The sequence below is a fragment of the Deltaproteobacteria bacterium genome, from assembly GCA_016933965.1.
Taxonomy (GTDB): domain Bacteria; phylum Desulfobacterota; class Syntrophia; order Syntrophales; family UBA2210; genus JAFGTS01.
Window position 1 is genome coordinate 1 of record JAFGTS010000054.1, and the last position, 21866, is coordinate 21866.

The 21866-nt window shown below is 58.5% G+C and carries 15 protein-coding genes; 14 read left to right on the top strand and 1 reads right to left on the bottom strand.

What is annotated here, in order from left to right:
* The coding region (locus tag JXO48_12560) for a lipid A deacylase LpxR family protein (GenBank protein ID MBN2284711.1) at nucleotides 1-783 on the top strand (783 nt) is incomplete at its 5' end.
* Nucleotides 784-788: 5 nt separating this feature from the next.
* On the opposite strand, the gene JXO48_12565 is transcribed toward JXO48_12560, so the two are convergent.
* Nucleotides 789-1226, bottom strand: a complete 438-nt coding sequence (locus JXO48_12565; protein ID MBN2284712.1) for a hypothetical protein — start codon at nucleotides 1224-1226, stop codon at nucleotides 789-791.
* Between the two features lie 363 nt (nucleotides 1227-1589).
* On the opposite strand from JXO48_12565, the gene JXO48_12570 reads away from it, so the two are divergent.
* The 13 genes from JXO48_12570 to kdsB all read left to right on the top strand — a co-directional run bounded on the left by JXO48_12570 (nucleotide 1590) and on the right by kdsB (nucleotide 21770).
* Nucleotides 1590-2441, top strand: a complete 852-nt coding sequence (locus tag JXO48_12570; GenBank protein MBN2284713.1) for a diaminopimelate epimerase — start codon at nucleotides 1590-1592, stop codon at nucleotides 2439-2441.
* A gap of 11 nt (nucleotides 2442-2452) precedes the next feature.
* The gene (locus JXO48_12575; protein ID MBN2284714.1) at nucleotides 2453-3643 is read left to right on the top strand and encodes an LL-diaminopimelate aminotransferase; all 1191 of its coding nucleotides are present in this window, start codon (nucleotides 2453-2455) and stop codon (nucleotides 3641-3643) included.
* A complete protein-coding gene (locus JXO48_12580; protein MBN2284715.1) occupies nucleotides 3633-5060 on the top strand; it encodes an amidophosphoribosyltransferase in 1428 nt (475 codons plus the stop codon). Before JXO48_12575 ends, JXO48_12580 begins: the two co-directional genes overlap by 11 nt.
* Before the next feature lie 36 nt (nucleotides 5061-5096).
* Nucleotides 5097-6941 (top strand): aspartate--tRNA ligase, encoded by a 1845-nt coding sequence (gene aspS, locus JXO48_12585; GenBank protein ID MBN2284716.1) that lies wholly within the window; start codon nucleotides 5097-5099, stop codon nucleotides 6939-6941.
* A gap of 33 nt (nucleotides 6942-6974) precedes the next feature.
* Complete coding sequence (gene carA / locus JXO48_12590) at nucleotides 6975-8069, top strand: glutamine-hydrolyzing carbamoyl-phosphate synthase small subunit (GenBank protein ID MBN2284717.1); 1095 nt, start codon at nucleotides 6975-6977, stop codon at nucleotides 8067-8069.
* Entirely contained in the window at nucleotides 8066-9613 is a 1548-nt protein-coding gene (guaA, locus tag JXO48_12595) for a glutamine-hydrolyzing GMP synthase (protein MBN2284718.1), read from the top strand. Before carA ends, guaA begins: the two co-directional genes overlap by 4 nt.
* 9 nt (nucleotides 9614-9622) lie before the next feature.
* Entirely contained in the window at nucleotides 9623-12862 is a 3240-nt protein-coding gene (gene carB, locus JXO48_12600; GenBank protein MBN2284719.1) for a carbamoyl-phosphate synthase large subunit, read from the top strand.
* Between the two features lie 52 nt (nucleotides 12863-12914).
* The gene (locus tag JXO48_12605) at nucleotides 12915-16094 is read left to right on the top strand and encodes a GAF domain-containing protein (GenBank protein MBN2284720.1); all 3180 of its coding nucleotides are present in this window, start codon (nucleotides 12915-12917) and stop codon (nucleotides 16092-16094) included.
* A gap of 133 nt (nucleotides 16095-16227) precedes the next feature.
* Nucleotides 16228-17511, top strand: coding sequence for a putative hydroxymethylpyrimidine transporter CytX (gene cytX, locus JXO48_12610; protein ID MBN2284721.1), 1284 nt, complete (start codon nucleotides 16228-16230; stop codon nucleotides 17509-17511).
* A complete protein-coding gene (locus tag JXO48_12615; protein ID MBN2284722.1) occupies nucleotides 17508-18515 on the top strand; it encodes an AIR synthase family protein in 1008 nt (335 codons plus the stop codon). Before cytX ends, JXO48_12615 begins: the two co-directional genes overlap by 4 nt.
* 72 nt (nucleotides 18516-18587) lie before the next feature.
* Nucleotides 18588-19745: an iron-containing alcohol dehydrogenase gene (locus JXO48_12620; protein ID MBN2284723.1), complete on the top strand. Its 1158-nt coding sequence runs from the start codon at nucleotides 18588-18590 to the stop codon at nucleotides 19743-19745.
* A gap of 22 nt (nucleotides 19746-19767) precedes the next feature.
* Entirely contained in the window at nucleotides 19768-20970 is a 1203-nt protein-coding gene (locus tag JXO48_12625) for a DegT/DnrJ/EryC1/StrS family aminotransferase (GenBank protein MBN2284724.1), read from the top strand.
* Nucleotides 20971-21017: 47 nt separating this feature from the next.
* Nucleotides 21018-21770: a 3-deoxy-manno-octulosonate cytidylyltransferase gene (kdsB, locus tag JXO48_12630; GenBank protein MBN2284725.1), complete on the top strand. Its 753-nt coding sequence runs from the start codon at nucleotides 21018-21020 to the stop codon at nucleotides 21768-21770.
* Nucleotides 21771-21866: the final 96 nt, after the last annotated feature.

Below are 21866 nucleotides of genomic sequence, written 5' to 3' on the forward strand. Positions count from 1 at the left end.
GAACCGGGCTATCAGCGGTCGGTTTCCATTTCACTGGGGCAGAACATCTATACCCCGGAAGATATCTCCCGGACCGACCTGGTAAAGGATGACCGCCCCTATGCGGGTATTGCCTATCTCGCCGTCGGTCTTCACAGCAGGAACGAGCAGGTGATGAATACCTTTGAGATCGATGCCGGCATCGTGGGAAGGCACTCCTACGCGGAAGACTTTCAAATGCTCATTCATCAGTGGATAGAGGAGAAAGAGCCCCGGGGATGGAAGCACCAGCTTCACGATGAACCCGTGGTGAATCTTTTTTTCGAGCGGAAATGGAAGCTGTTCAAAAAAAGCCGGGGAGGGTTCGGATGTGATCTCATTCCCCATCTGGGGTTTGGCGCCGGCAATATGTTTGTCGGGGCCGATGCGGGTAGCGAAGTGCGGTTCGGCTGGAACCTGCCGAATGATTTCGGGACCTTTCTCATCAGGCCCGGTTCGGACAGCAACGCGCCCATCGACAGTAGTGATCCGCGATTCCTGGACTTCTTCCACCGGTTCGGCATACACCTCTTTTTTGCCGTTGATGGAAGGGCCGTTCTGAGAAACATCCTGCTTGACGGTAATACCTTCCGCGACAGCCACAGCGTTGACAAGGAATACTTCGTCGCCGACCTGGTCGGCGGTGCCGGAATGATCCTCGACCGGTTCAAGATCACCTATGCATACGTGTACCAGACGAAGGAATTCAAGACCCAGGAGGATCCGCAGACGTACGGGTCCATATCGGTGTCGGCGACGTTCTGAGGCACTTACTCATCCAACTTGAACCTGATCCGCAGGACCCCGTCGGCGTGTGACGTGGAGATGATCCTGAAAACCCCGATCTCTTTTGTTGTCTTTACATGGGGGCCGATGCAGGGGCAGGCGTCGTAATCACCGATTCGAACGATCCTGAGCCGTTCACCGGCGTCATCGGGCAGTTTTTCCAGGTTATAGAGTTCCTGCGCCTCGTCGGGAGACAGAAATTCTTCCGTGACGGGGAGGTCGGCATCGATGATCTCCCTGACCGTTTCAACGATCCGCAGGATCTCCCCGTCCGTCAGGGGCCGGTCGAAATAGTAGTCGCACTTGGATTTTTTCTTCTCGATATGGGCGCTGAAAGAGCGCCCCGTGCCGAACATCCTGACCATTGTCCGGTTCAGGATATGCTCGGCCGAATGCATCCGTGGATCGTACTGTTTGCTCATACCGTCCATCCTGCCTTTAATGATGTTTGTGCCCTATATACATGCAAATTGCCGGCCCTGCAACAAGGGCGACGACTTCATAGGGAGTCCTACGGAAATGAAGCGGCGGCCTCGTTCAGTGATCCATGCCGGGCGGGTTTTTTGGAACCGGTTTGTAGGTTTGGCAGGTTCATCCTACAAAAATGTAGCCTCAAAATATGAACACGGCGGAAAGGTCCTGAAAGAAAACGAAATAAGACAATAATACCGGGATGATAGGATTTTTTCGCATACTGGCATCATAATTGCTCTGTTCTGTGTCAAGGTTTCGTCTGCCCTTTGCGGGAGATGAGCGTCAAAAATCCTTTTTCGGGGGAGAACGCCATGGCCTGTTCTCAGGAAATGCAGGGGCCCGTTGAAATATTCAAGATGTCCGGGCATGGAAACGACTTTATCATTGTTGACAACAGCCGTGAAACCCTGAAGGCAAACTGGCGTGACTGTGCGATACGGTGGTGCCGCCGCCGCGTCTCTGTCGGCGCCGACGGTCTCCTCATCATCGGGCCGTCGCGGGATGCGGACCTGTCGTTGCGCATCTTCAACGCCGACGGAAGCGAGGCGGAAATGTGCGGAAACGGGGTGCGCTGTGCGGCCAGGTTCGCCGTGGAACGGGAGATCACGGGATCAACCCTTGCGATCTCAACCCTGGCCGGTATCATCCGGGCCCGGGTGGAAGGACGCAAGGCATGTATCAGGTTGCCGGACCTGGCGGAAATGATGGACCCCCTCTCGGTTGAGACCGAAGTGGGGAGATATCTTGCCTATCCCGTTCATCTGGGTGTTCCCCACGCCGTCATCTTTTTCGATTCCGTGGCGGACCTGCCGGCGAAGACCGTCCACGACCTGGGCCGGAGCGTCAGGTTCCACCGGCTCTTCGAACCGGCGGGGACCAATGTGGACCTGCTTCAGGTCGTCGCGCCGAACCATATCCGCGTGCGTACCTACGAGCGGGGCGTTGAAGGAGAGACCATGGCCTGTGGAACAGGGGCCGTTGCTTCGGCGATCGCGGCCCATCTGTTCGGTGATGCCGGTGATTTGCCGATAGCCGTTGAAATGCCGGGTGGCGTGCTTGACGTGAGCTTCATGAAGGACGGGTTCTGCTTCAGCAATATCTGGCTCTCCGGCGATGTCGACTGGGTGTTTCACGGCGAAATATTGAAAGATGGAGAATACTGATGGAACAGTACATGCCGGCGGCACGTATCCGGGAATTGCCTCCCTATCTGTTCGCCCGCATCGATGATATCAAACAGGAGGCCCTGGCCGCCGGCATAGACGTGATAGATCTCGGTATCGGTGATCCGGACCTGAGCCCGCCGGAGCCGGTGATTGACGCCCTGATCCGCGGGGTGAGGAAGGACGGTGCTCATCACTACTCGTCCTACGCGGGACTGCCGCGCTTGAGAAGGGCTTTTTCCGAGTGGTTCGAACACCGGTTCGGGGTCCCCGTCGATCCGGACAGGGAGGTGCTTCCCCTGATCGGGTCGAAGGAGGGCATCGGCCATATCTACCTGTCACAGGTCGATCCGGGAGACGAGGTCCTTATCCCCGATCCCGGTTATCCCGTTTATGCGGCCGGTGCCGTCCTCGCGGGGGCGATACCGCGCTACTTCCCGCTGAGAAGGGAGAACAGCTATCTTCCCGCCGTTGCAGATCTTGAGGGGATGGTCTCGCCGCGAACGCGGATGATGTGGCTCAATTATCCCTCGAACCCGACGGCGGTCCTGGCTGACCGGACATCCTTCGAGGAGGCGGCCCGCTTCGCCCGTGACCGGGGACTTCTGATCTGTCACGATATGGCCTACTCGGAGATCACCTTTGACGGTGCCCGGTCCGTGAGCTTTCTCGAAATTGATGGTGGAAAGGACGTCTGTGTCGAGTTTCATTCACTTTCAAAGACGTTCTGCATGCCGGGCTGGCGTGTCGGCTTTGCCGTGGGGAACGCTGGCGCGATCGGCGCCCTGGCGAAAGTGAAAACGAACCTCGACTCGGGGATATTCATCCCCCTGCAGGAAGCGGCCGTGACCGCCCTCGAAGAGTGCGGTGATGACGTTCTCCGAATAGGTGCCGTTTTTGAAAAGCGGCGTAACCTTTTCGTGTCCGGCCTTGCCGGTGCGGGATGGGACGTGCCTCTTCCGCCCTCGACCTTTTATGTGTGGGCCCCCATTCCCGCGGGATACGATTCGATGGGGTTCTGCACCCACCTGTTACGAGAGGCCGGGATCGTCTGTACGCCCGGGACCGGATTCGGGAAACAGGGCGAGGGCTTTGTCAGGATGAGCCTGACCGTTCCCGATGAGCGCCTTGAGGAAGCGGTGGCGCGCCTGAGGGGCATCGGGATCGTCTATAAAGAGCAGGAGGTCTTACGTGTATTGTGAAAAAGTCAGGGCCGACCGCCCCCGCGAATGTTGCGGCGTTTTCGGGATATACGGCGATGCCGCGGCTGCCGAGAAAACCTATCTCGGGCTCTTTTCCCTGCAGCACCGGGGACAGGAGAGCGCCGGGATCGCCGTATCCGCGGGAAAAGAAATGACGGTTCACCGGGGTATGGGGCTGGTCTGGTCCGTTTTCTCCGACCCCCGCATCATGCCGCGTCTCCGGGGAACGGCAGCCATCGGGCACACCCGGTATTCCACGACGGGTTCATCGGACCTGCTCAACGCCCAGCCGATCATGGTTCGGTATAAGGGTAACCAGATAGCGGCGGCACACAACGGCAACCTGGTGAATTCACTGGAACTCAGGACCATGCTCGAAGGCCGGGGGTCGATATTTCAGACCACCGCCGACAGTGAGATCGTCCTGCACCTCATCGCGCGCTCGGAAAAGGATACCGTCGAGGATGTCGTCATGGATGCCCTTTCATACCTTGACGGGGCGTATTGTTTTGTGTTTCTGACCCCAGAGAAATTGATAGCCGCCCGTGACCCGCACGGATTCAGACCGCTATGCCTGGGGCAGGCGGGAAGCGCTTTCGTCGTGGCCTCGGAATCCTGTGCGTTTGATATCATCGGGGCGCGCTATATCCGGAGTATCGAACCGGGAGAGGTGGTGGTCATCGACAGGGAGGGAGTTACATCACGGATGATGACCACTGAAGGGAAAAGATCGTACTGCGTTTTTGAATATATATATTTTTCAAGACCTGACAGCCTTATCTTCGGTGAGAAGGTTGACAAGGCACGGAGAAGACTTGGGAAGAAGCTTGCGGAAGAGGCGGCCTGCGAGGCCGATATCGTCATAGCGATTCCCGACTCGGCAAATACGGCAGCCCTTGGATATGCTCACAGATCCGGCATCCCCTTTGAGATCGGTCTGATCAGAAGTCACTATGTGGGTCGGACCTTCATCGCTCCCCATCAGAAGGCCCGGGAGCTGGACGTGCGGGTGAAATTCAATCCCGTGCCGGGTGTTGTGAGGGACAGGCGGGTCGTTGTCGTCGAAGATTCCATCGTGCGAGGAACGACATTGAAACAGCTGGTACGCATCATTCGAAATGCCGGGGCTTCCGAGGTTCACGTGCGGGTCAGTTCACCGCCCATCATTTCTCCCTGTTATTACGGGATCGATATATCGAGCCGGGGTGAGCTCATCGCCTCATCCCACTGCGTTGAAGACACCCGCCGGTACATTGAGGCGGATTCCCTGGCCTATCTCTCCGTCGAGGGGATGCTTGAGGCAGTCCCGGACGGTCATTTCCAGTGCACGGCCTGTTTTACCGGAGCATATCCGACGGCCGTGCCCGTGCATTTCGAAAAAGACCAATTCTCCGTGAATTGCAAGGCGGACCGCTGATGTTTCTTCTCCTGATCGAGAAAGGATGTTCAGATCATGACAGATAAGGAGCGAACCCTCTGCGGGGTTCTGTGTGATAGGGATGCGGAACGCCGGGTGTTCCTGACGGGCTGGGTCGATGCCCTGAGGGACCACGGCGATGTGCTGTTCATACATCTGCGGGACAGGAGCGGCATTGTACAGGTCGTCTTCGATCCCCGGCATACTCCGGAAACGGTGATGAGGCTCGCCGATTCACTGCGGGTGGAGTTCTGCCTGTCCGTCACGGGACGGGTGGTCAGGCGGGAACAGGGAACGGAAAACCCCCATATTCCGACGGGTACGGTGGAAGTAGCCGCGGATGAACTCGTTATTCTCAATACATCGAAGCCGATACCCTTCGCCATTTCGGAAAAGGCGATGGTCGCCGGTGCAGCGGCGGCTCCGGCGGAGGCGGTCACGGAGGACATGCGGCTGGCATACCGGTATCTCGACCTGCGGCGGCCCAGCATGCAGGAAAACCTCATGTTCCGTCACCGGGTGTTCGGAAAGGCCCGTGCCGTCCTGGACGACCTTGGTTTTGTTGAAATAGAGACGCCCATGCTCACGAAGAGCACCCCGGAGGGTGCGAGGGATTACCTGGTTCCCAGCCGGATATATCCGCGGCGGTTCTTCGCCCTGCCCCAGTCGCCCCAGCTCTTCAAACAACTGCTCATGGTGGGCGGGCTCGAGCGGTACTATCAGTTCGCCCGCTGTTTCCGTGACGAAGACCTCCGCCCGAACCGGCAGCCCGAGTTCACCCAGCTTGACATGGAGGCGTCATTCATTGATGAATCCTTCATCAGGGACACGGTGGAGGCCCTGGTTCAGGCCATGTTCGGGGAAAAGGGGATCGAACTTACGCGTCCCTTTCCGCGGATGACCTGGCATGAGGCGATGGACCGGATGGGGACGGATCGCCCCGACACGCGCTTCGACATGCAATTTGTGGAAGCCTCGGATATTTTCAGCGGTACGTCATACGGGATCTTCCGTGAAATCCTCCGCGGGGGAGGGCATATCAAGGGGATCAACGTGAAAGGACAGGCCGGCAACCTGAGCAAGAACGTTCTTCAGAACGAATACGCGAAAGTAATCGTTCCATCCTTCGGGGCTGCCGGTATGACCTGGATGAAAATAGCCGGCGGCGCGCCCGAGTCGAATATCGTTCATTTTTTCAGTGACGGGGAACGGGCGGCGCTGATGGAGCGGTTCAATGCCGCCGACGGTGACGTTATCATCATGATAGCGGACACATCCTACAAAATTGTCGTCGGCGCGCTGGGACAACTGCGGCTGCACCTGGCCGACCGCCTCGGGCTCATTCCTTCCGGTGTGTACAGGCCCCTGTGGGTCACGGATTTTCCCCTCTTCACCAGGAGCCGGGGAAAATTGACGTCCAATCACCACCCCTTTACGGCCCCCGACCGTGATGATTTCGATCCCGGTGATGAGGCGGACCTCCTGTCCCTGAAGTCACGCTCCTACGATCTGGTGGTGAACGGTGAGGAACTGGGCGGCGGAAGCATGCGCATCCATGATGCCCGTCTCCAGCGCGCCATTTTTCGTTGCCTGGGGCTTCCCGAAGATGAGGTGGAAGAACGGTTCGGCTTTTTCCTGCGGGCCCTGGAATACGGAGCACCCCCCCACGGGGGGATCGCCCTTGGTATGGACCGGGTCGTTTCGATGATCCTGGGGACCGACTCGATCCGGGAGGTCATCGCCTTTCCGAAGAACCGGAAGGCCTTCTGCCCGCTCAGCGAGGCCCCGTCGCCAGTGTCCCGCCGGCAGCTTTCGGATCTGGGACTCCTTGACCTTGACGCCGGTGGATGGGTGGACGGCAGAAAAATAATGGGGGGATGATCCGGACCCCCTTCGTGACGGTGATCGAAGAACATGAAAGCATTGCTTGCCCTTGAGGACGGAAGGATATTTACGGGAGAGGCCTTCGGTGCGCCCGGCGAACGCTTCGGCGAAGTGGTTTTCAATACGGGGATGACGGGTTACCAGGAAATCCTGACGGACCCCTCCTACCGGGGACAGATCGTCGCCATGACCTATCCGTTGATCGGGAATTACGGGGTGAACAGCGACGATACCGAATCGCGGGCGATCCATCTCGAAGGATTTCTCGTGGGCGAGCTCTGCGAGCGGCCCAGCAATCATCGTTCTGAGAAAGACCTCGATTCGTATCTCAAGGAACGGGGCATTCCCGGGATCCAGGGGATCGATACACGGGCGCTGACGAGGCACATCCGGGAGGCCGGCGCCATGAGGGCCGGTGTTTCGACACTCGACACCGACAGGGAATCTCTTGTTGCAAAGGTCAGAAGGTCCCCTGGACTGGTGGGGCGGGACCTGGCCATTGAAGTGACCTGTCCCGCGCCGTACGAGGTGCCGCGGCAGGGCGGGCTGCGCGTCGTCCTTCTCGATTTCGGGGCCAAGGAGAGCATCCTGCGGGAGCTTCACCGCGTGGGCTGTCACGTCCTGGTGGTGCCGGCCGGCACGACGGCGGAAGATGTCCTCGCGCTCCAGCCGCACGGTGTCCTTTTGTCGAACGGTCCCGGCGACCCCGCGGCGGTCCGCTATGCCGTGGAGACGCTCCGCCGGCTCATCGGGGAAAAGCGGGTCCCGATCTTCGGTATCTGCCTGGGGCACCAGCTCCTGGGACAGGCCCTGGGCGGTACCACTTACAAGCTGAAGTTCGGCCATCACGGAAGTAACCACCCCGTGAAGGACCTGCGAACGGGACGGATCCACATTACGGTTCAGAACCACGGGTTCTGTGTTGATATCGAGTCACTCGATACAGAAGCGATCGAGATCACCCACATGAACCTGAACGACAACACCCTGGAAGGGATGCGGCACCGCGAGCTCCCCCTGTTTTCCGTACAGTTCCACCCGGAAGCGGGTCCCGGTCCTCACGACGCGCGCTACCTGTTCCAGGATTTTGTGAAGATGATGAAGAACGATCCACCACGGGAATGAAGGAAATGAGAGAGAAAGTAGCCGTTTTTGACTTCGGCTCTCAGTATGCCCAGCTCATTGCCCGGCGTATCCGGGAGCTCGGCGTGTACTGCGAGATCGTCGACCATTCGATTTCAAGGGAAGCGATCGAAGGGATGGCCCCCGCGGCGATCATTCTTTCCGGCGGACCCTCGTCGGTCCTCGCCGGGAATGCCCCCTCCATGGACGCCCGGATCCTTGAGCTCGATATTCCCATTCTGGGAATCTGTTACGGCATGCAGCTCATGGCGAAGCTTCAGGGCGGCATCGTCGAAAAGGGGCTCAGCGGCGAATACGGTCCTGCCTCGATAGAGATCACCGATATGCGATCCCTCTTCGCGGGCATGGAATTTCGCATCGACGTCTGGATGAGTCACGGCGACCGTGTCATCGTCGTGCCCGACGGGTACCGGGTCCTTGCCAGGACCGGGGGATGCCCTGTGGCTGCCATGGGAGACGACCGGCGGCGGCGGTACGGCGTCCAGTTCCACCCCGAGGTGATTCATACGCCGAAAGGAAAGGAAATCATCCGGAACTTCCTTTACCGCATTGCCGGGTGTTCCGGCGGCTGGACCATGAGCAGTTTCATCGAAGAGGCCGTGAGGAACATTCGGAATCGCGTCGGTGATGCCGGCGTCATCTGTGCTTTGTCCGGCGGTGTCGATTCCGCCGTCGTTGCGGCCCTGCTCAACCGTGCCGTGGGTGACAGAATGACGGCCATATTCGTGGATAACGGCCTTCTCAGGAGTGGAGAGATCAGTGAGATAGAAGAGATCTTCCGGCACGAATACCCCCTTCGCCTGACGGTGGCCCACGCGGCGGGACGGTTCCTCGACGCCCTGAAGGGAGTGGTCGACCCGGAGAAAAAACGCAAGATCATCGGTGAGACCTTCATCCATGTCTTCCGTGAGGAAGCGAAGAACTGTGAGAATGCCCGGTTCCTTGCCCAAGGGACCCTCTACCCCGACGTGATAGAGAGTCAGTCCGCCCATGGCGGGCCGTCGGTGGTGATCAAAAGCCACCATAATGTGGGAGGCCTTCCGAAAGAACTGGGCTTTGAACTGCTGGAACCCCTTCGGGAGCTTTTCAAGGACGAGGTTCGACGGCTCGGAAGGGAGCTGGGCCTTCCGGAAAAACTGCTGACCCGGCAGCCCTTTCCCGGACCGGGGCTGGCCGTCCGGATCATCGGCGAGGTGACGGAAGAATCACTGGCCGTCCTCCGGCATGCCGATCAGGTCGTTCAGGAGGAAATAGCGGGGTACGAGGAATATCATCAGATATGGCAGTCCTTTGCCGTCCTTCTGCCCGTCAAGAGCGTGGGTGTCATGGGGGACGAGCGGACCTACGCCAACGTGGTCGCCCTGCGGGTCGTTTCCAGCATGGATGGGATGACGGCTGACTGGGTCAGGCTGCCCGCCGATGTTCTGTCGCGGATATCGTCGCGGATCATAAACGAGGTGAAAGGGGTCAATCGTGTCGTCTACGATATCAGTTCCAAGCCCCCGGGAACGATAGAATGGGAATAGGATGCATTCATGCCGAAACGGACGGACATCCATAAAATCCTGATCATCGGGTCGGGCCCCATCGTCATCGGTCAGGCCTGCGAATTTGATTATTCGGGAACCCAGGCCTGCAAGGCGCTGGCCGAAGAGGGGTTCGAGGTGGTCCTGCTCAATTCGAACCCGGCCACGATTATGACGGACCCTGAAATGGCCCACCGGACCTACATCGAACCGATCACGGCCGATGTGGTCGAAAAGATAATAGAAAAAGAACGGCCCCAGGCGGTCCTGGCCACCCTGGGGGGACAAACGGCCCTCAATACCGCCGTAGAGGCCGCCGAACGGGGAGTGTTCGATGCCTACGGTGTGGAAATGATCGGCGCCGACCTTTTCGCGATCAAGCGGGCCGAGGACCGGGACCTCTTCAAAACGGCAATGGCCGAGATCGGGCTCGATCTGCCCCGGAGCGCCGCCGCGCGGAACATGGACGAAGCCCGGCGCGTGGTCGGGGATATCGGTCTGCCCGTCGTGATACGCCCCAGCTTCACCCTGGGAGGTACGGGCGGCGCCCTGGCTTACAATATGGAAGAATTCGAGGAGTTCGCGGCCTGGGGCATTGAGCAGAGCATGATCAGCGAGATACTGATAGAAGAATCCGTTGCGGGCTGGAAGGAATTCGAGCTTGAGGTCATGCGGGACCAGAAGGATAACGTGGTGATCATCTGTTCCATCGAAAATCTGGATCCCATGGGAGTTCACACGGGGGATTCGATCACGGTGGCGCCGGCCCAGACCCTGACGGACCGGGAGTACCAGCACATGAGGAACGCCGCCGTCGCCGTCATCAGGAAGATCGGCGTCGCCACGGGCGGGTCGAACATCCAGTTCGCCATTCATCCGAAGACAGGCCGGATGGTGGTGATCGAAATGAATCCCCGGGTGTCCCGTTCATCGGCACTGGCATCGAAAGCCACGGGGTTTCCCATCGCGAAGATAGCGGCGAAACTGGCCGTGGGGTACAGCCTTGACGAGATACCCAACGATATAACGAAGAAAACACCCGCTTCCTTCGAGCCTACCATAGATTACTGTGTCGTCAAGATACCCCGTTTCGCCTTTGAAAAATTCCCCGGCGTGGACGACACCCTCACCATCTCCATGAAATCCGTGGGCGAGACCATGGCGATCGGTCGCACCTTCAAGGAGTCCCTTCAGAAAGCGCTGCGGGGCCTTGAGATCGGCCTTCACGGACTCGACGGTTCCATCGGCGGTGAACTGGATGACAAGGAGCTTGAAGCACGGCTGATCCGGCCGACACCGGGGCGGCTCCTCCTTATCCGGCAGGCCCTCCTGCGGGGATATTCCGAAGACCGGATCGCCGACCTCACGGCTATCGATCCCTGGTTTCTCCGGAACATCGCCGATATCGTCGCCATGGAGCGGGCCCTCGGGTCTCTGAAAAATGAACCGGGGATTCCCGCGGAGGTCATGGAGAAGGCAAAGCGCTTCGGTTTTTCCGATCACCAGATCGGAGACCTGACGGGACGCAATGAAGCGGACATCGCACGACTCCGGGAAGAGATGGGAATAACACCCGTCTACAAGCTGGTCGATACCTGCGCCGCCGAATTCGAGGCCCACACGCCATACTATTATTCGACCTACGCCGAAGAAGACGAGAGCCGTCGGGGGACCTCGCGGCGGGTCATGATCATCGGGGGAGGGCCGAACCGGATCGGCCAGGGCATCGAATTCGACTACTGCTGTGTCCATGCCTCGATGGCCCTGCGGGAGGCGGGATACGAGACGATCATGGTGAATTCCAATCCCGAAACGGTCTCGACCGATTACGATATATCGGACAGGCTCTATTTCGAGCCCCTGACCCTTGAAGATGTTCTCAATATCGTGCGGGTGGAGCAGCCCGAGGGTGTCATCGTGCAGCTCGGGGGGCAGACACCGCTGAACCTGGCCATACCCCTTGCCCGGCATGGGGTCAGGATACTGGGGACACCGCCCGAAGCGATCGACCGGGCCGAGGACCGCAAGCTCTTCAAGGAAATGGCCGATATCCTGGGGGTCAGGCAGCCGCAGAGCGGAACGGCCCGTTCCCTGGCGGAGGTCCAGGAGATCGTCGATGAGATCGGCTACCCGGTCCTGATCCGACCCTCCTATGTCCTTGGCGGCCGGGCCATGGTGGTGGTCTGGAACCAGGCCGATCTTGAAGGATTCGTAAAAGAAGCGTTCCTGGCCTCGCCGGACCATCCCATCCTGGTGGATAAATTTCTTGAGGATGCCATCGAGGTGGATGTGGATGCCGTCTCCGACGGTGTGGACGTCATCGTAGCGGGTGTGATGGAACATATCGAACTTGCCGGCGTTCACTCGGGGGACAGCGCCATGGTCCTCCCCGTCTATTCGCTGAAGGATGAAACGATCGCGGAGATCCGGGACACCACGAGAAGGGTGGCCCTTGAACTGGGGGTCAGAGGGCTTCTGAATATTCAGTATGCCGTGAAGGGAACGGAGCTCTTCATCCTGGAGGTGAATCCCCGGGCATCGCGGACGGTCCCCTTCGTGTCAAAGGCGACGGGGGTCCCTCTGGCGAAGATCGCCACGAAGATCATGGTCGGCCTTTCCCTCCGGGAGCAGGGGATCACGGCGGATCCCGAACCGCGCTATTTTTCGGTGAAAGAATCAGTGCTTCCCTTCAAGAGATTTTTCGGCGTCGATACGCTCCTGGGTCCCGAAATGAAGTCGACCGGTGAGGTGATGGGCATTGACCGGGACCTGGGGATCGCCTACGCGAAGAGCCAGATAGCGGCCGGCCAGCCGGTGCCGGAGGGAGGCAAGGTCTTCATCAGCGTCAAGGATGATGATAAGATGGCGATCGTTCCCATCGGGAAACAATTCGCCGACCTGGGATTTGAGATCCTTTCGACACCGGGGACGGCACAAACGCTCGCGGCACGGGGGATATCCGTTACCAGGCTCCCGCGTCTCGACGAAGGGCGGCCGAATCTCATGGACTACATGAAAAACAGGGACGTGAACCTGCTGATCAACACGCCGAGCGGACCCAAGCCGCGCCGGGATGAAGTGCGGATCAGAAGCACCGCGGTTTCCCGCAACATTCCCCTGATCACCACCATCGCCGGAGCGGAGGCCATGGTGAACGCCATAAGGACAATGAAAAAACGGGGCTTTGATGTGGAGCCATTGCAGGACCGGTATGAAAACCGCCGGGTGAGAACCACGGTTCGCGCCTGAGAACGGGGATGGACGCCGTCAGTGAAAAATCGGAAGTGAGGAGCGGGTATTGATGAAGGAGAACTCGAACACGACCAGAGAGAACAGGGAGCTCACCCTTCTCTGGGAGATAAGTCGCATTCTTGGACAGAGCATGGACCTGAGCGAGATCGGGAACCCCATTCTTACGGCCCTCGACAGGAACATGGGTATGAACCGTGGATTCATAACACTCCTGAACAGGGAATCGGGTGATATTCTCATCGAAGCGGCCCACGGGCTTTCCGAGGCACAGATCAAGCGGGGGAGATACCGCATCGGCGAGGGGGTCGTCGGCAAGGTGGTGGAAACGGGCCGTCCCATGGTGGTCCCCCGCATCTCTGAAGAACCGCGGTTCCTGGATCGCACCGGCGCCCGCGCCAACCTGGACAAGAAGGATATCTCCTTTATCTGCGTGCCCATCAGGTTGCAGAAGGAAGTGATCGGCACCCTCAGTGCTGACAGGATATTCGATGAAACGATATCCCTCAATGAGGACCTGCGACTGCTGACCATCATCGCTTCCATGATGGCCCAGGCGGCCAGGCTCAGGCAGAAGGCCGAAGAGGAACAGGAAATACTGACCCGGGAGCACGAAAAGGTCCGCCGTGAAAAGACGAAGAGCACGGAACGGGTCACCACGGGCCTCAAAGGCCTGGACGCTATCATTGACGGCCTCAGGATCGGCGATAACGTGGTATGGCAGGTCGACAGCCTGGATGAGTACGAGTACTTCATCCGGTTCTTCATAGAGAGCGCCGCCGCCGAGAACAAGAGGCTCGTATACCTGCGCTTTGCCGACCACCGGCCCCTCCTGAGGCCGGGAGACAACCGGGTCATTTACGAACTCGACGCGGCCGCCGGTTTTGAATCCTTTTCGACGGAGGTCTACAATATCATTACCCGCGAGGGGCGCGGTGTCTACTATGTGTTCGACTGCCTTTCAAACCTTCTGTCGGCGTGGGCGACGGACCTCATGATCGGGAATTTCTTCGTCATTACCTGTCCCTATCTCTACGAACTGGATACCATCGCCCATTTCGCGATCATCAGGGAGAGCCATTCGTTCCAGACGGTTGCCCGCATCCGCGAGACCACGCAGGTGCTCGTCGATGTGATCAGCATGGGAGGGTCCTATTACGTGCACCCACTGAAGGTCTGGAAACGCTATTCGCCAACCATGTTCCTTCCCCACAAAAAGGAGGATGACCGGTTCGTTCCCATTATCGACAGCGTCGACGCGGCGAAACTGTATTCCGATATTTCACGGCTCAAATCGGAGCGGACCGACCGGCGTCTCGATTACTGGGACCGTCTTTTCCTGGAGGCGGAGGAGTTACTCGATAAACCATGGGAACCCGAACGCAAGCAGGAAATGGTCGATCATATCTGCCGGATCATGATCACCCGGGAACCGCGCATGTCGATCCTCGTCAAGGAACACTTTTCACTTGAGGACCTCATCGAAATACGGAAACGGTTGCTGGGGACGGGGTACATCGGCGGTAAGACCGTGGGAATGCTCCTGGCACGGAGGATCCTTGACGAAGACCGCGCCGTCAGGTGGTCGGATCATCTGGAGCCGCATGACTCATTCTATATCGGGTCCGATGTGTATTATACCTACCTGGTACAGAACGGCTGGTGGCCCCTGAGGATGAAGCAGAAAACAGGGGAGGGATATTTCAACGTTGCCTCGGTCCTCAGGGAAAAGATGCGGCACGGGACCTTTCCCGACGAGATCAAGGAGCAGTTCACGCGGATGCTGGACTATTTCGGCCAGTCCCCGATCATCATCCGCTCCAGCAGCCTGCTCGAGGACTCTTTCGGCAACGCCTTCGCCGGCAAGTACGAAAGTATTTTCCGCGTCAACCGGGGAACCCCGGAAGAACGCTATGAACAGTTCGAAGAGGCCGTTCGGGAGATCTACGCCAGCACCATGAACGAGAACGCCCTTTCATACCGCCTTCAGCGGGGCCTGCAGGAAGCGGATGAACAGATGGCCCTGCTGGTCCAGCGCGTTTCCGGTTCATACCATCAGAGATATTTCTTTCCCGATGTCGGAGGCGTCGGCGCCTCGTACAATACCTTTGTATGGAGCAGGGACATGGAACCGCAGGCGGGAATGCTCCGGATCGTTTTCGGTCTCGGTACCCGCGCGGTGAACCGCGTGGAAGGTGATTATCCCCGGATCGTCGCTCTCGATCATCCACTTCTGAGACCGCATGGCGGCGTGGAGGACACGCGAAAGTACTCTCAGCGGGAGGTCGATGTCCTGGACCTCGAAGAGAACGATCTGAAGACCCTCTCAGTTATTTCCCTCATGGGACAGAAGGTTGATGTCAGGATCGACCGCATTGCCGTCAGGGATTTTGAAACGAACCGCCGGATCAGGGACCTTGGTATCAAGGACCAGGAAGCCTGGATCCTCACCTTTGATGATTTTCTCGCGTCGTCGTCTTTCACGAAGATCATGGGTTCCATGATGCGCAAACTCGAAGCGATATATGAGTATCCTGTGGATATAGAATTCACCGTGAATTTTACCGAAACCGATGATTTCAAGATAAACCTCGTTCAGTGCCGTCCCCTTCAGACCATCGGGCTGGAAGAGCGCATCGAACTGCCCCGGGAGATCGAGCCGGCGCGCATCTTCTTCGAGTCGGAGGGAGGATTTTTCGGGGGCGGTATCTCACGGCGGATACAGAGGATCATCTACATCGAGCCCTCGGAATACACGAAACTGCAACTAACCCGGAAATACGAGGTGGCCCGCCTCGTCGGCAGGTTGAACCGCCAGGTCACCGACAGGGAAGAACTGCACGTCATGCTCCTGGGACCCGGACGGTGGGGCTCAACGACCCCCTCTCTCGGGGTTCCCGTCAATTTTTCCGAGATCAACCAGGTCGATGTGCTTGGCGAGATAGCCTACAGTGATGGAAATCTCATGCCGGAACTCTCCTATGGAACGCATTTTTTCCAGGACCTGGTGGAAACCCGCATATTCTATGTCGCGCTCTTCCCGGAGCATGATAATGTCCTCTTCAACAGGGACTGGCTCAGGGGGGTTCCCGACATATTCGAATCGCTCCTGCCCGATCAGGCCCAGTATCAGGAGGTGATCCATGTCTATGACGTCAGCGATCGGGGGTTGAGGATCATGGCTGACATTGTTCAGCAGCGGGTCATCTGTTTCGGCGAACGGCAGTCCTGACAATATCAATTGCATTTATAGATGGTTATATGTTACTTGCTCTCTTTTAAAGGCGATATGCCGCTCAGTGCGTCCGACACGTGTTTGCATGTCGGCCTTCAGAGACACATCGTCGAAAAAAGAGGGAAGTTCAATGCTGGACATAAGACCGCTGAGCGCCCCTGAGCGAAATCTCAGGGGCATTGATTTCTTTCTTCTCTGGGCCGGTGTCGCCATATCGCTTGCCGAGATCTGGGCGGGCGGGTTTCTGGCTCCTATGGGCCTGTGGCTCGGCCTGACGGCCATAATCATCGGCCATGTCATCGGAAACACCTTCATGGGCCTCGGCGGCCTTATCGGTTCCGATCACGGTATCATGTCCATGGTATCCGTCAGGCCCTCCTTCGGCATCAGGGGCTCCTACCTGCCGGCGGTTCTGAACATCATACAGCTCATCGGCTGGGCCGCCATCATGCTGATCATCGCGGGCCGTGCGGGCACCACGCTTGCCGGGGCGATTCCCGGCGTTCCCGCCGACGCACGGTTCTGGATCGTGACGATCGGGTTCGGCACGCTCCTCTGGGCGCTTCTGACGGGAAAAACGATCTGGAAGATCATGCAGACCCTGGCGGTCATCGCCCTTATGCTGGTCGTCGTGATGATGAGTTTCGTTTCTTTCGGAAGGTTCTATCCGACCGCCGGAACGGTCGGCCCCGGCGACATGCCCTTCATGATCGGCCTCGATCTCGTCATTGCCATGCCCATTTCCTGGCTGCCCCTGGTGGCCGATTATTCCCGGTTCTCGGCGCGGAAAGGTACCGTGTTCTGGAATACCTGGTGGGGTTATTTCATTGTATCCTCCTGGATGTATGTCCTGGGTCTCGTGGCGACGCTGGCCACGGGTGAAACCGACCCGGGCGGACTCATTCTGCGGACCCTTGAGCAGATCGGCTTTGCCGTGCCGGCATTGATACTCGTCATTTTTTCGACGATCACATCGGATTTTCCCGATGTGTATTCCGCCACCTGCTCCATCATGAACATTTCCGACCGGGCGGGCCCGAAGACGGTCATGTGGATCGCCGGCATCCTCTCGATCGTCGTGGCGCTCTTCTTTCCCATCGACCAGTACGAGAACTTCCTCCTCTTCATCGGGGCGATGTTCGTCCCCCTTTTCGGGGTTGTGCTCGTTGATTATTTTGTTATACGAAAAAGGAAACTTGTCCTTGACGATCTGTACCGGACCGGCGGCGCCTACTGGTATTACCGTGGCGTGAACATCACCGCCATGTGCGCCTGGGCGGCGGGTTTCGCCACCTTTGAAGTGATCGCCTGGATGAAGTGGTCCGTGGGAGGCTCCCTGCCGTCAATGGCTGTGGCCGGTCTGTTTTATTATCTTGCGACCAGGATGCTGGGTGGGGAAAAAAGAGGAACATGAACTCCACGCTTCCAATCGGTAAGATCCATCCGGAATTTCTCTCCGAGCTGCTCGACCGGTATACGGCCCGGAACGGCCGTGTCGTCGTCGGGTCCGGGATCGGTGAGGACGCCGCCGTGATAGACATGGGGGACCGGTATCTTATTGCGAAGACCGACCCGATAACCTGCGCCACCGACCAGGTGGGTTATTACGTCGTGAACATCAATGCGAACGACATCGCCGCCATGGGGGGAATGCCCCGGTGGTTCCTCGCCACGGTACTGGTTCCCGAGGGAACCGACCATGGCGGGCTGGAACTGATCTTTTCACAGATATCGAACAGCTGCAGGGAACTGGAGATCGTGTACTGCGGCGGTCATACGGAGGTGACGACCGGTGTGAAAAACCCCGTCGTCATCGGCCAGATGCTTGGGGAAGCGGGCAGGACAGAGCTCCGGCCCAGTTCGGAGGCGCGGAACGGTGATGACCTGGTCATGACCAAATCGGCGGCCATCGAGGCAACGTCGCTCATCGCCCGGGAACGGGAAGCCGAGCTGGCGAAGCATTTTTCACGGGATTTTCTTGCACGGGCCCGGCAATTTCTGTACGACCCGGGCATCAGCGTCTTGAAGGAAGCCCGGGTCCTGGCAGGCTTCCGGGGGATCCATGCCTATCATGACCCGACCGAAGGCGGTATCAGCACGGGCATCTATGAAATGGCGAAGGCCAGCGGCCTGGGGTGCACGGTCGTCTATCATGCCATTCCGGTGCGTGAAGAAACGGCGAAACTCTGCGAGTTCTACGGGATTGATCCCCTGGGAACCTTCGCCTCCGGTTCGATGCTGATGTCGGTTGCCCCGCATTTGACCGATGCCGTTATTAATAAACTGGCAGGTGCCGGCATCCCGGCGTCGAAGATCGGAACACTGGTTTCCCCGGACAGGGGCATGATCCTCGATACCGGTGACAGCCTGCGGCCGCTTCCCGTGTATCATCAGGACGAATTTTCCCGGATCCCCTGATGGCGGGTTGACGCGATCAGGCGAGGTGTACCGGGCCGGTAAAACATTGACGGACATGAAAGGATTGGGTCGATGAACAGGATCTTCTCATTTACGGGAGCGAAAATGATCGTTTTCGGCAGCGGTTCCCTTGAACGGCTTCCCGAGCTGGTCCGGGAGCAGGGGTCGGGAAAGCCGATGCTGGTTCTGGACGGTCATCTTTCCGGCGAGGGGTTCCGCGAGCGGGTGGAAGGGATTCTCTCGGCGGGGAACATGAGCTTCGGCTTCTTTGACAGGATCACGGGTGAGCCGGAGCTGGGCCTGGCCGATGAGTGTGCCGCCCTGTGCCGCGATGAAGGGTGTGACATCCTTGTCGGCATCGGCGGCGGCAGCACCCTTGACGTGGCGAAAGCGGCTGCGGTGATCGTATCGAACGGCGGTGAGGCAAAGGATTATCTGGGGTTGAACAAGGTGCCGGGACCGGGTCTTCCGAAGATCATGGTGCCCACCACGGCCGGCACCGGCAGCGAGGTGACGTTCACCTCGGTGTTCATCCGGAGTGACCTGAAGAAAAAGGAGGGGATGAACAGTCCCTACCTGTACCCGGAACTGGCGCTCCTCGACCCCCTGCTGACACTGAGCGTGCCCGCCGCGGTCACGGCAACGACGGGAATGGACGCCCTGTGCCACGCCATCGAGTCCTATACTTCGATCAACGCCAGTCCCATGAGTGAGATGATCTCTCTCAAGGCGATCGAGCTGATCTCCTCGAACCTGAGGACCTGCGTCCATAATGGTGGAAACCTGGATGCCCGTGGGAACATGCTCCTGGGAAGCCTTTACGCGGGGATCGGTCTGGCGAACGCCGGCGTGACGGCGGTCCACTCCCTTTCCTACCCCCTCGGCGGGAAATACGGGGTCCCCCATGGCCTGGCGAATACGATACTGCTGGCCCCCGTGATGAAATACAATCTTCCCGGCGCTCTTGAAAAGTTCGCCGTTATCGCCGGGGTCATGGGTGCCGCAAAGGGAACGATGTCGAGGCGCGGAGCGGCGTACGCGGCCGTCGAGGCGGTGCGGGAACTGATCCGCGATTGCGGTATCGATACGACCATCTCGAAGCTCGGTATTTCCGAGGATGAATTTCCGGCACTCGCCGAAACGGCAATGACCGTAAAACGACCACTGGACAACAACCCGCGGCGTATGACCGAAAAGGATGCCATAGCCGTGTACAGAGAAGCATATTAAATTTTGTGAAGGGGAACGAGCGATGCCTGGACATGAATTGATCGGAAAGGAAGAGAAACAGGAGGTCATGGATATCCTTGAAACGGGTATTTTCATGCGATACGGTTTCGACAAGGAACGGAGGGGTGTTTACAAGGTGCAGGAATTCGAGAAGGCAGTGGCGGCCTTTCTCGGCGTGCGCCATACCTTGGGGGTTTCATCGGGTTCGGCGGCATTGAAGGTGGCACTGATCGCCCTCGGTATCGAACCCGGTGATGAGATCATCGTTCCCGCCTTCACCTTTATCGCCACCTACGAGGCCGTCATAGAAGCGGGAGCGATCCCCGTGTGGGCGGACATTGATGATTCCCTGAACCTTGATCCGGAGGAGATCGGCAGGAAGATCACCGCCCGGACAAAGGCGGTCATTCCCGTCCACATGTGCGGCGCGCCGGCACGGATCGACCGGATCATGGAGCTAGCAAGAGAACACAACCTGCTGGTCCTCGAAGATAACGCCCAGAGCATCGGCGGCGGCCTGAACGGAAAGAAGCTCGGGACCTTTGGTGATATGGGAATACTGAGTTTCGATTATTACAAGACCATCACCACCGGTGAAGGCGGCATGGTCCTGACGAACGATACCGATCTTTACAACCGCGCCGACTGGTACCACGACCACGGTCATATGCACGACCCGTCCGTCAGCAGGGCCCAGGAAAACAGGATCCTGCTGGGCTTCAACTTCCGGATGAACGAGTTTCAGGGAGCCGTCGGCCTCGCCCAGATCGGAAAACTCGATTTCATCATCAGCGAACAGCGGAAGAACAAGAGCGCCGTAAAAGAAATGCTGGGTGACGTGGAGGGTGTCGGTTTCCGCCATATCCCGGACCCCGCCGGCGATACGGCCACGTTCCTGGCATTCAACCTGCCCACGGCGGAGCAGACGGCGCGCTTCCAGAAAACCCTCTCCGAGAACGGCCTCGATACGGTCCTTTTCAAGGAGAACAAGTGGCATTACGCGCCGCGGTGGGACCACCTGCTGGCCCGCGCCACGGGGGATTCAAAACAGTTTCCCTATACGAACCCCCTCTACACGGGGAGCGTGACATACCGGATCGAGGATATTCCCTTTGCCGAGGATATCATGGGCCGGACCCTCTTCATGGGGGTCCCTGTGAAAATGTCCGGGGACCGGCTCAACACGATCAAACAAGCGATCCGGAAGGCTGTTTCCGTTTTGTAACCTGCTGTACGGCGGTACGGCGGCGGGGCGCAATAAAAGGAAGGAAAATGGCCCGCATCGTCTGCATCATACCGGCGCGCTATCAGTCATCGCGCTTCGAAGGCAAACCGCTGGCCGACATCTGCGGCAAGCCGATGATCCAGCATGTCTATGAACGGGCGGCGTCCCTCGACGGTGTTTCGACCGTCGCCGTGGCGACCGATGATGAGCGGATATTCGCCCGTGTCAGAGAGTTCGGCGGCCGTGCCGTCATGACATCACCCCACCATCGCTCCGGGACGGACCGGATCGCGGAGGCCGTTGAGACCCTGGGACTCAACGATACCGATATCGTCGTCAATATTCAGGGAGACCAGCCCCTGTTCGAACCGGACCAGATAGGAGAGGTGACGGCACCGCTCATCGAGGACCCCTCGATACCCATGGCCACGCTCATCTACCGTATCAGGCGGGACGAAGAAATACATCATCCCAATGCCGTCAAGGTCGTCTTCGACAGGGAGCATTTCGCCCTCTATTTCTCCCGCTCGACCATTCCCTGTGAGCGCGATGCGGGCGGCCGGGCGGTTTACTACAAGCACCACGGGATCTACGCCTACCGGAAATCCTTTCTCATGACCTTCGCGCGGCTCGATACGGGAACCCTGGAAAACCTCGAGGCCCTTGAACAGCTTCGTGCCCTTGAACACGGCTACCGGATCAAGGTGGTTGAATCAGCGTACGACTCCGTAGAGGTCGATACGGAGAAAGAGATCGAGCGGGTGAGGGGAATACTCAGGCACTTTTCTCCCAATCCATAATCCTTATTTTATTGCGAAATTCCCAAAATTATCAGTGCGGGAATTAAACATACCGCTGCACTGGCTTGTTGCTCTCCCCCTTCGGTGGTGATACAA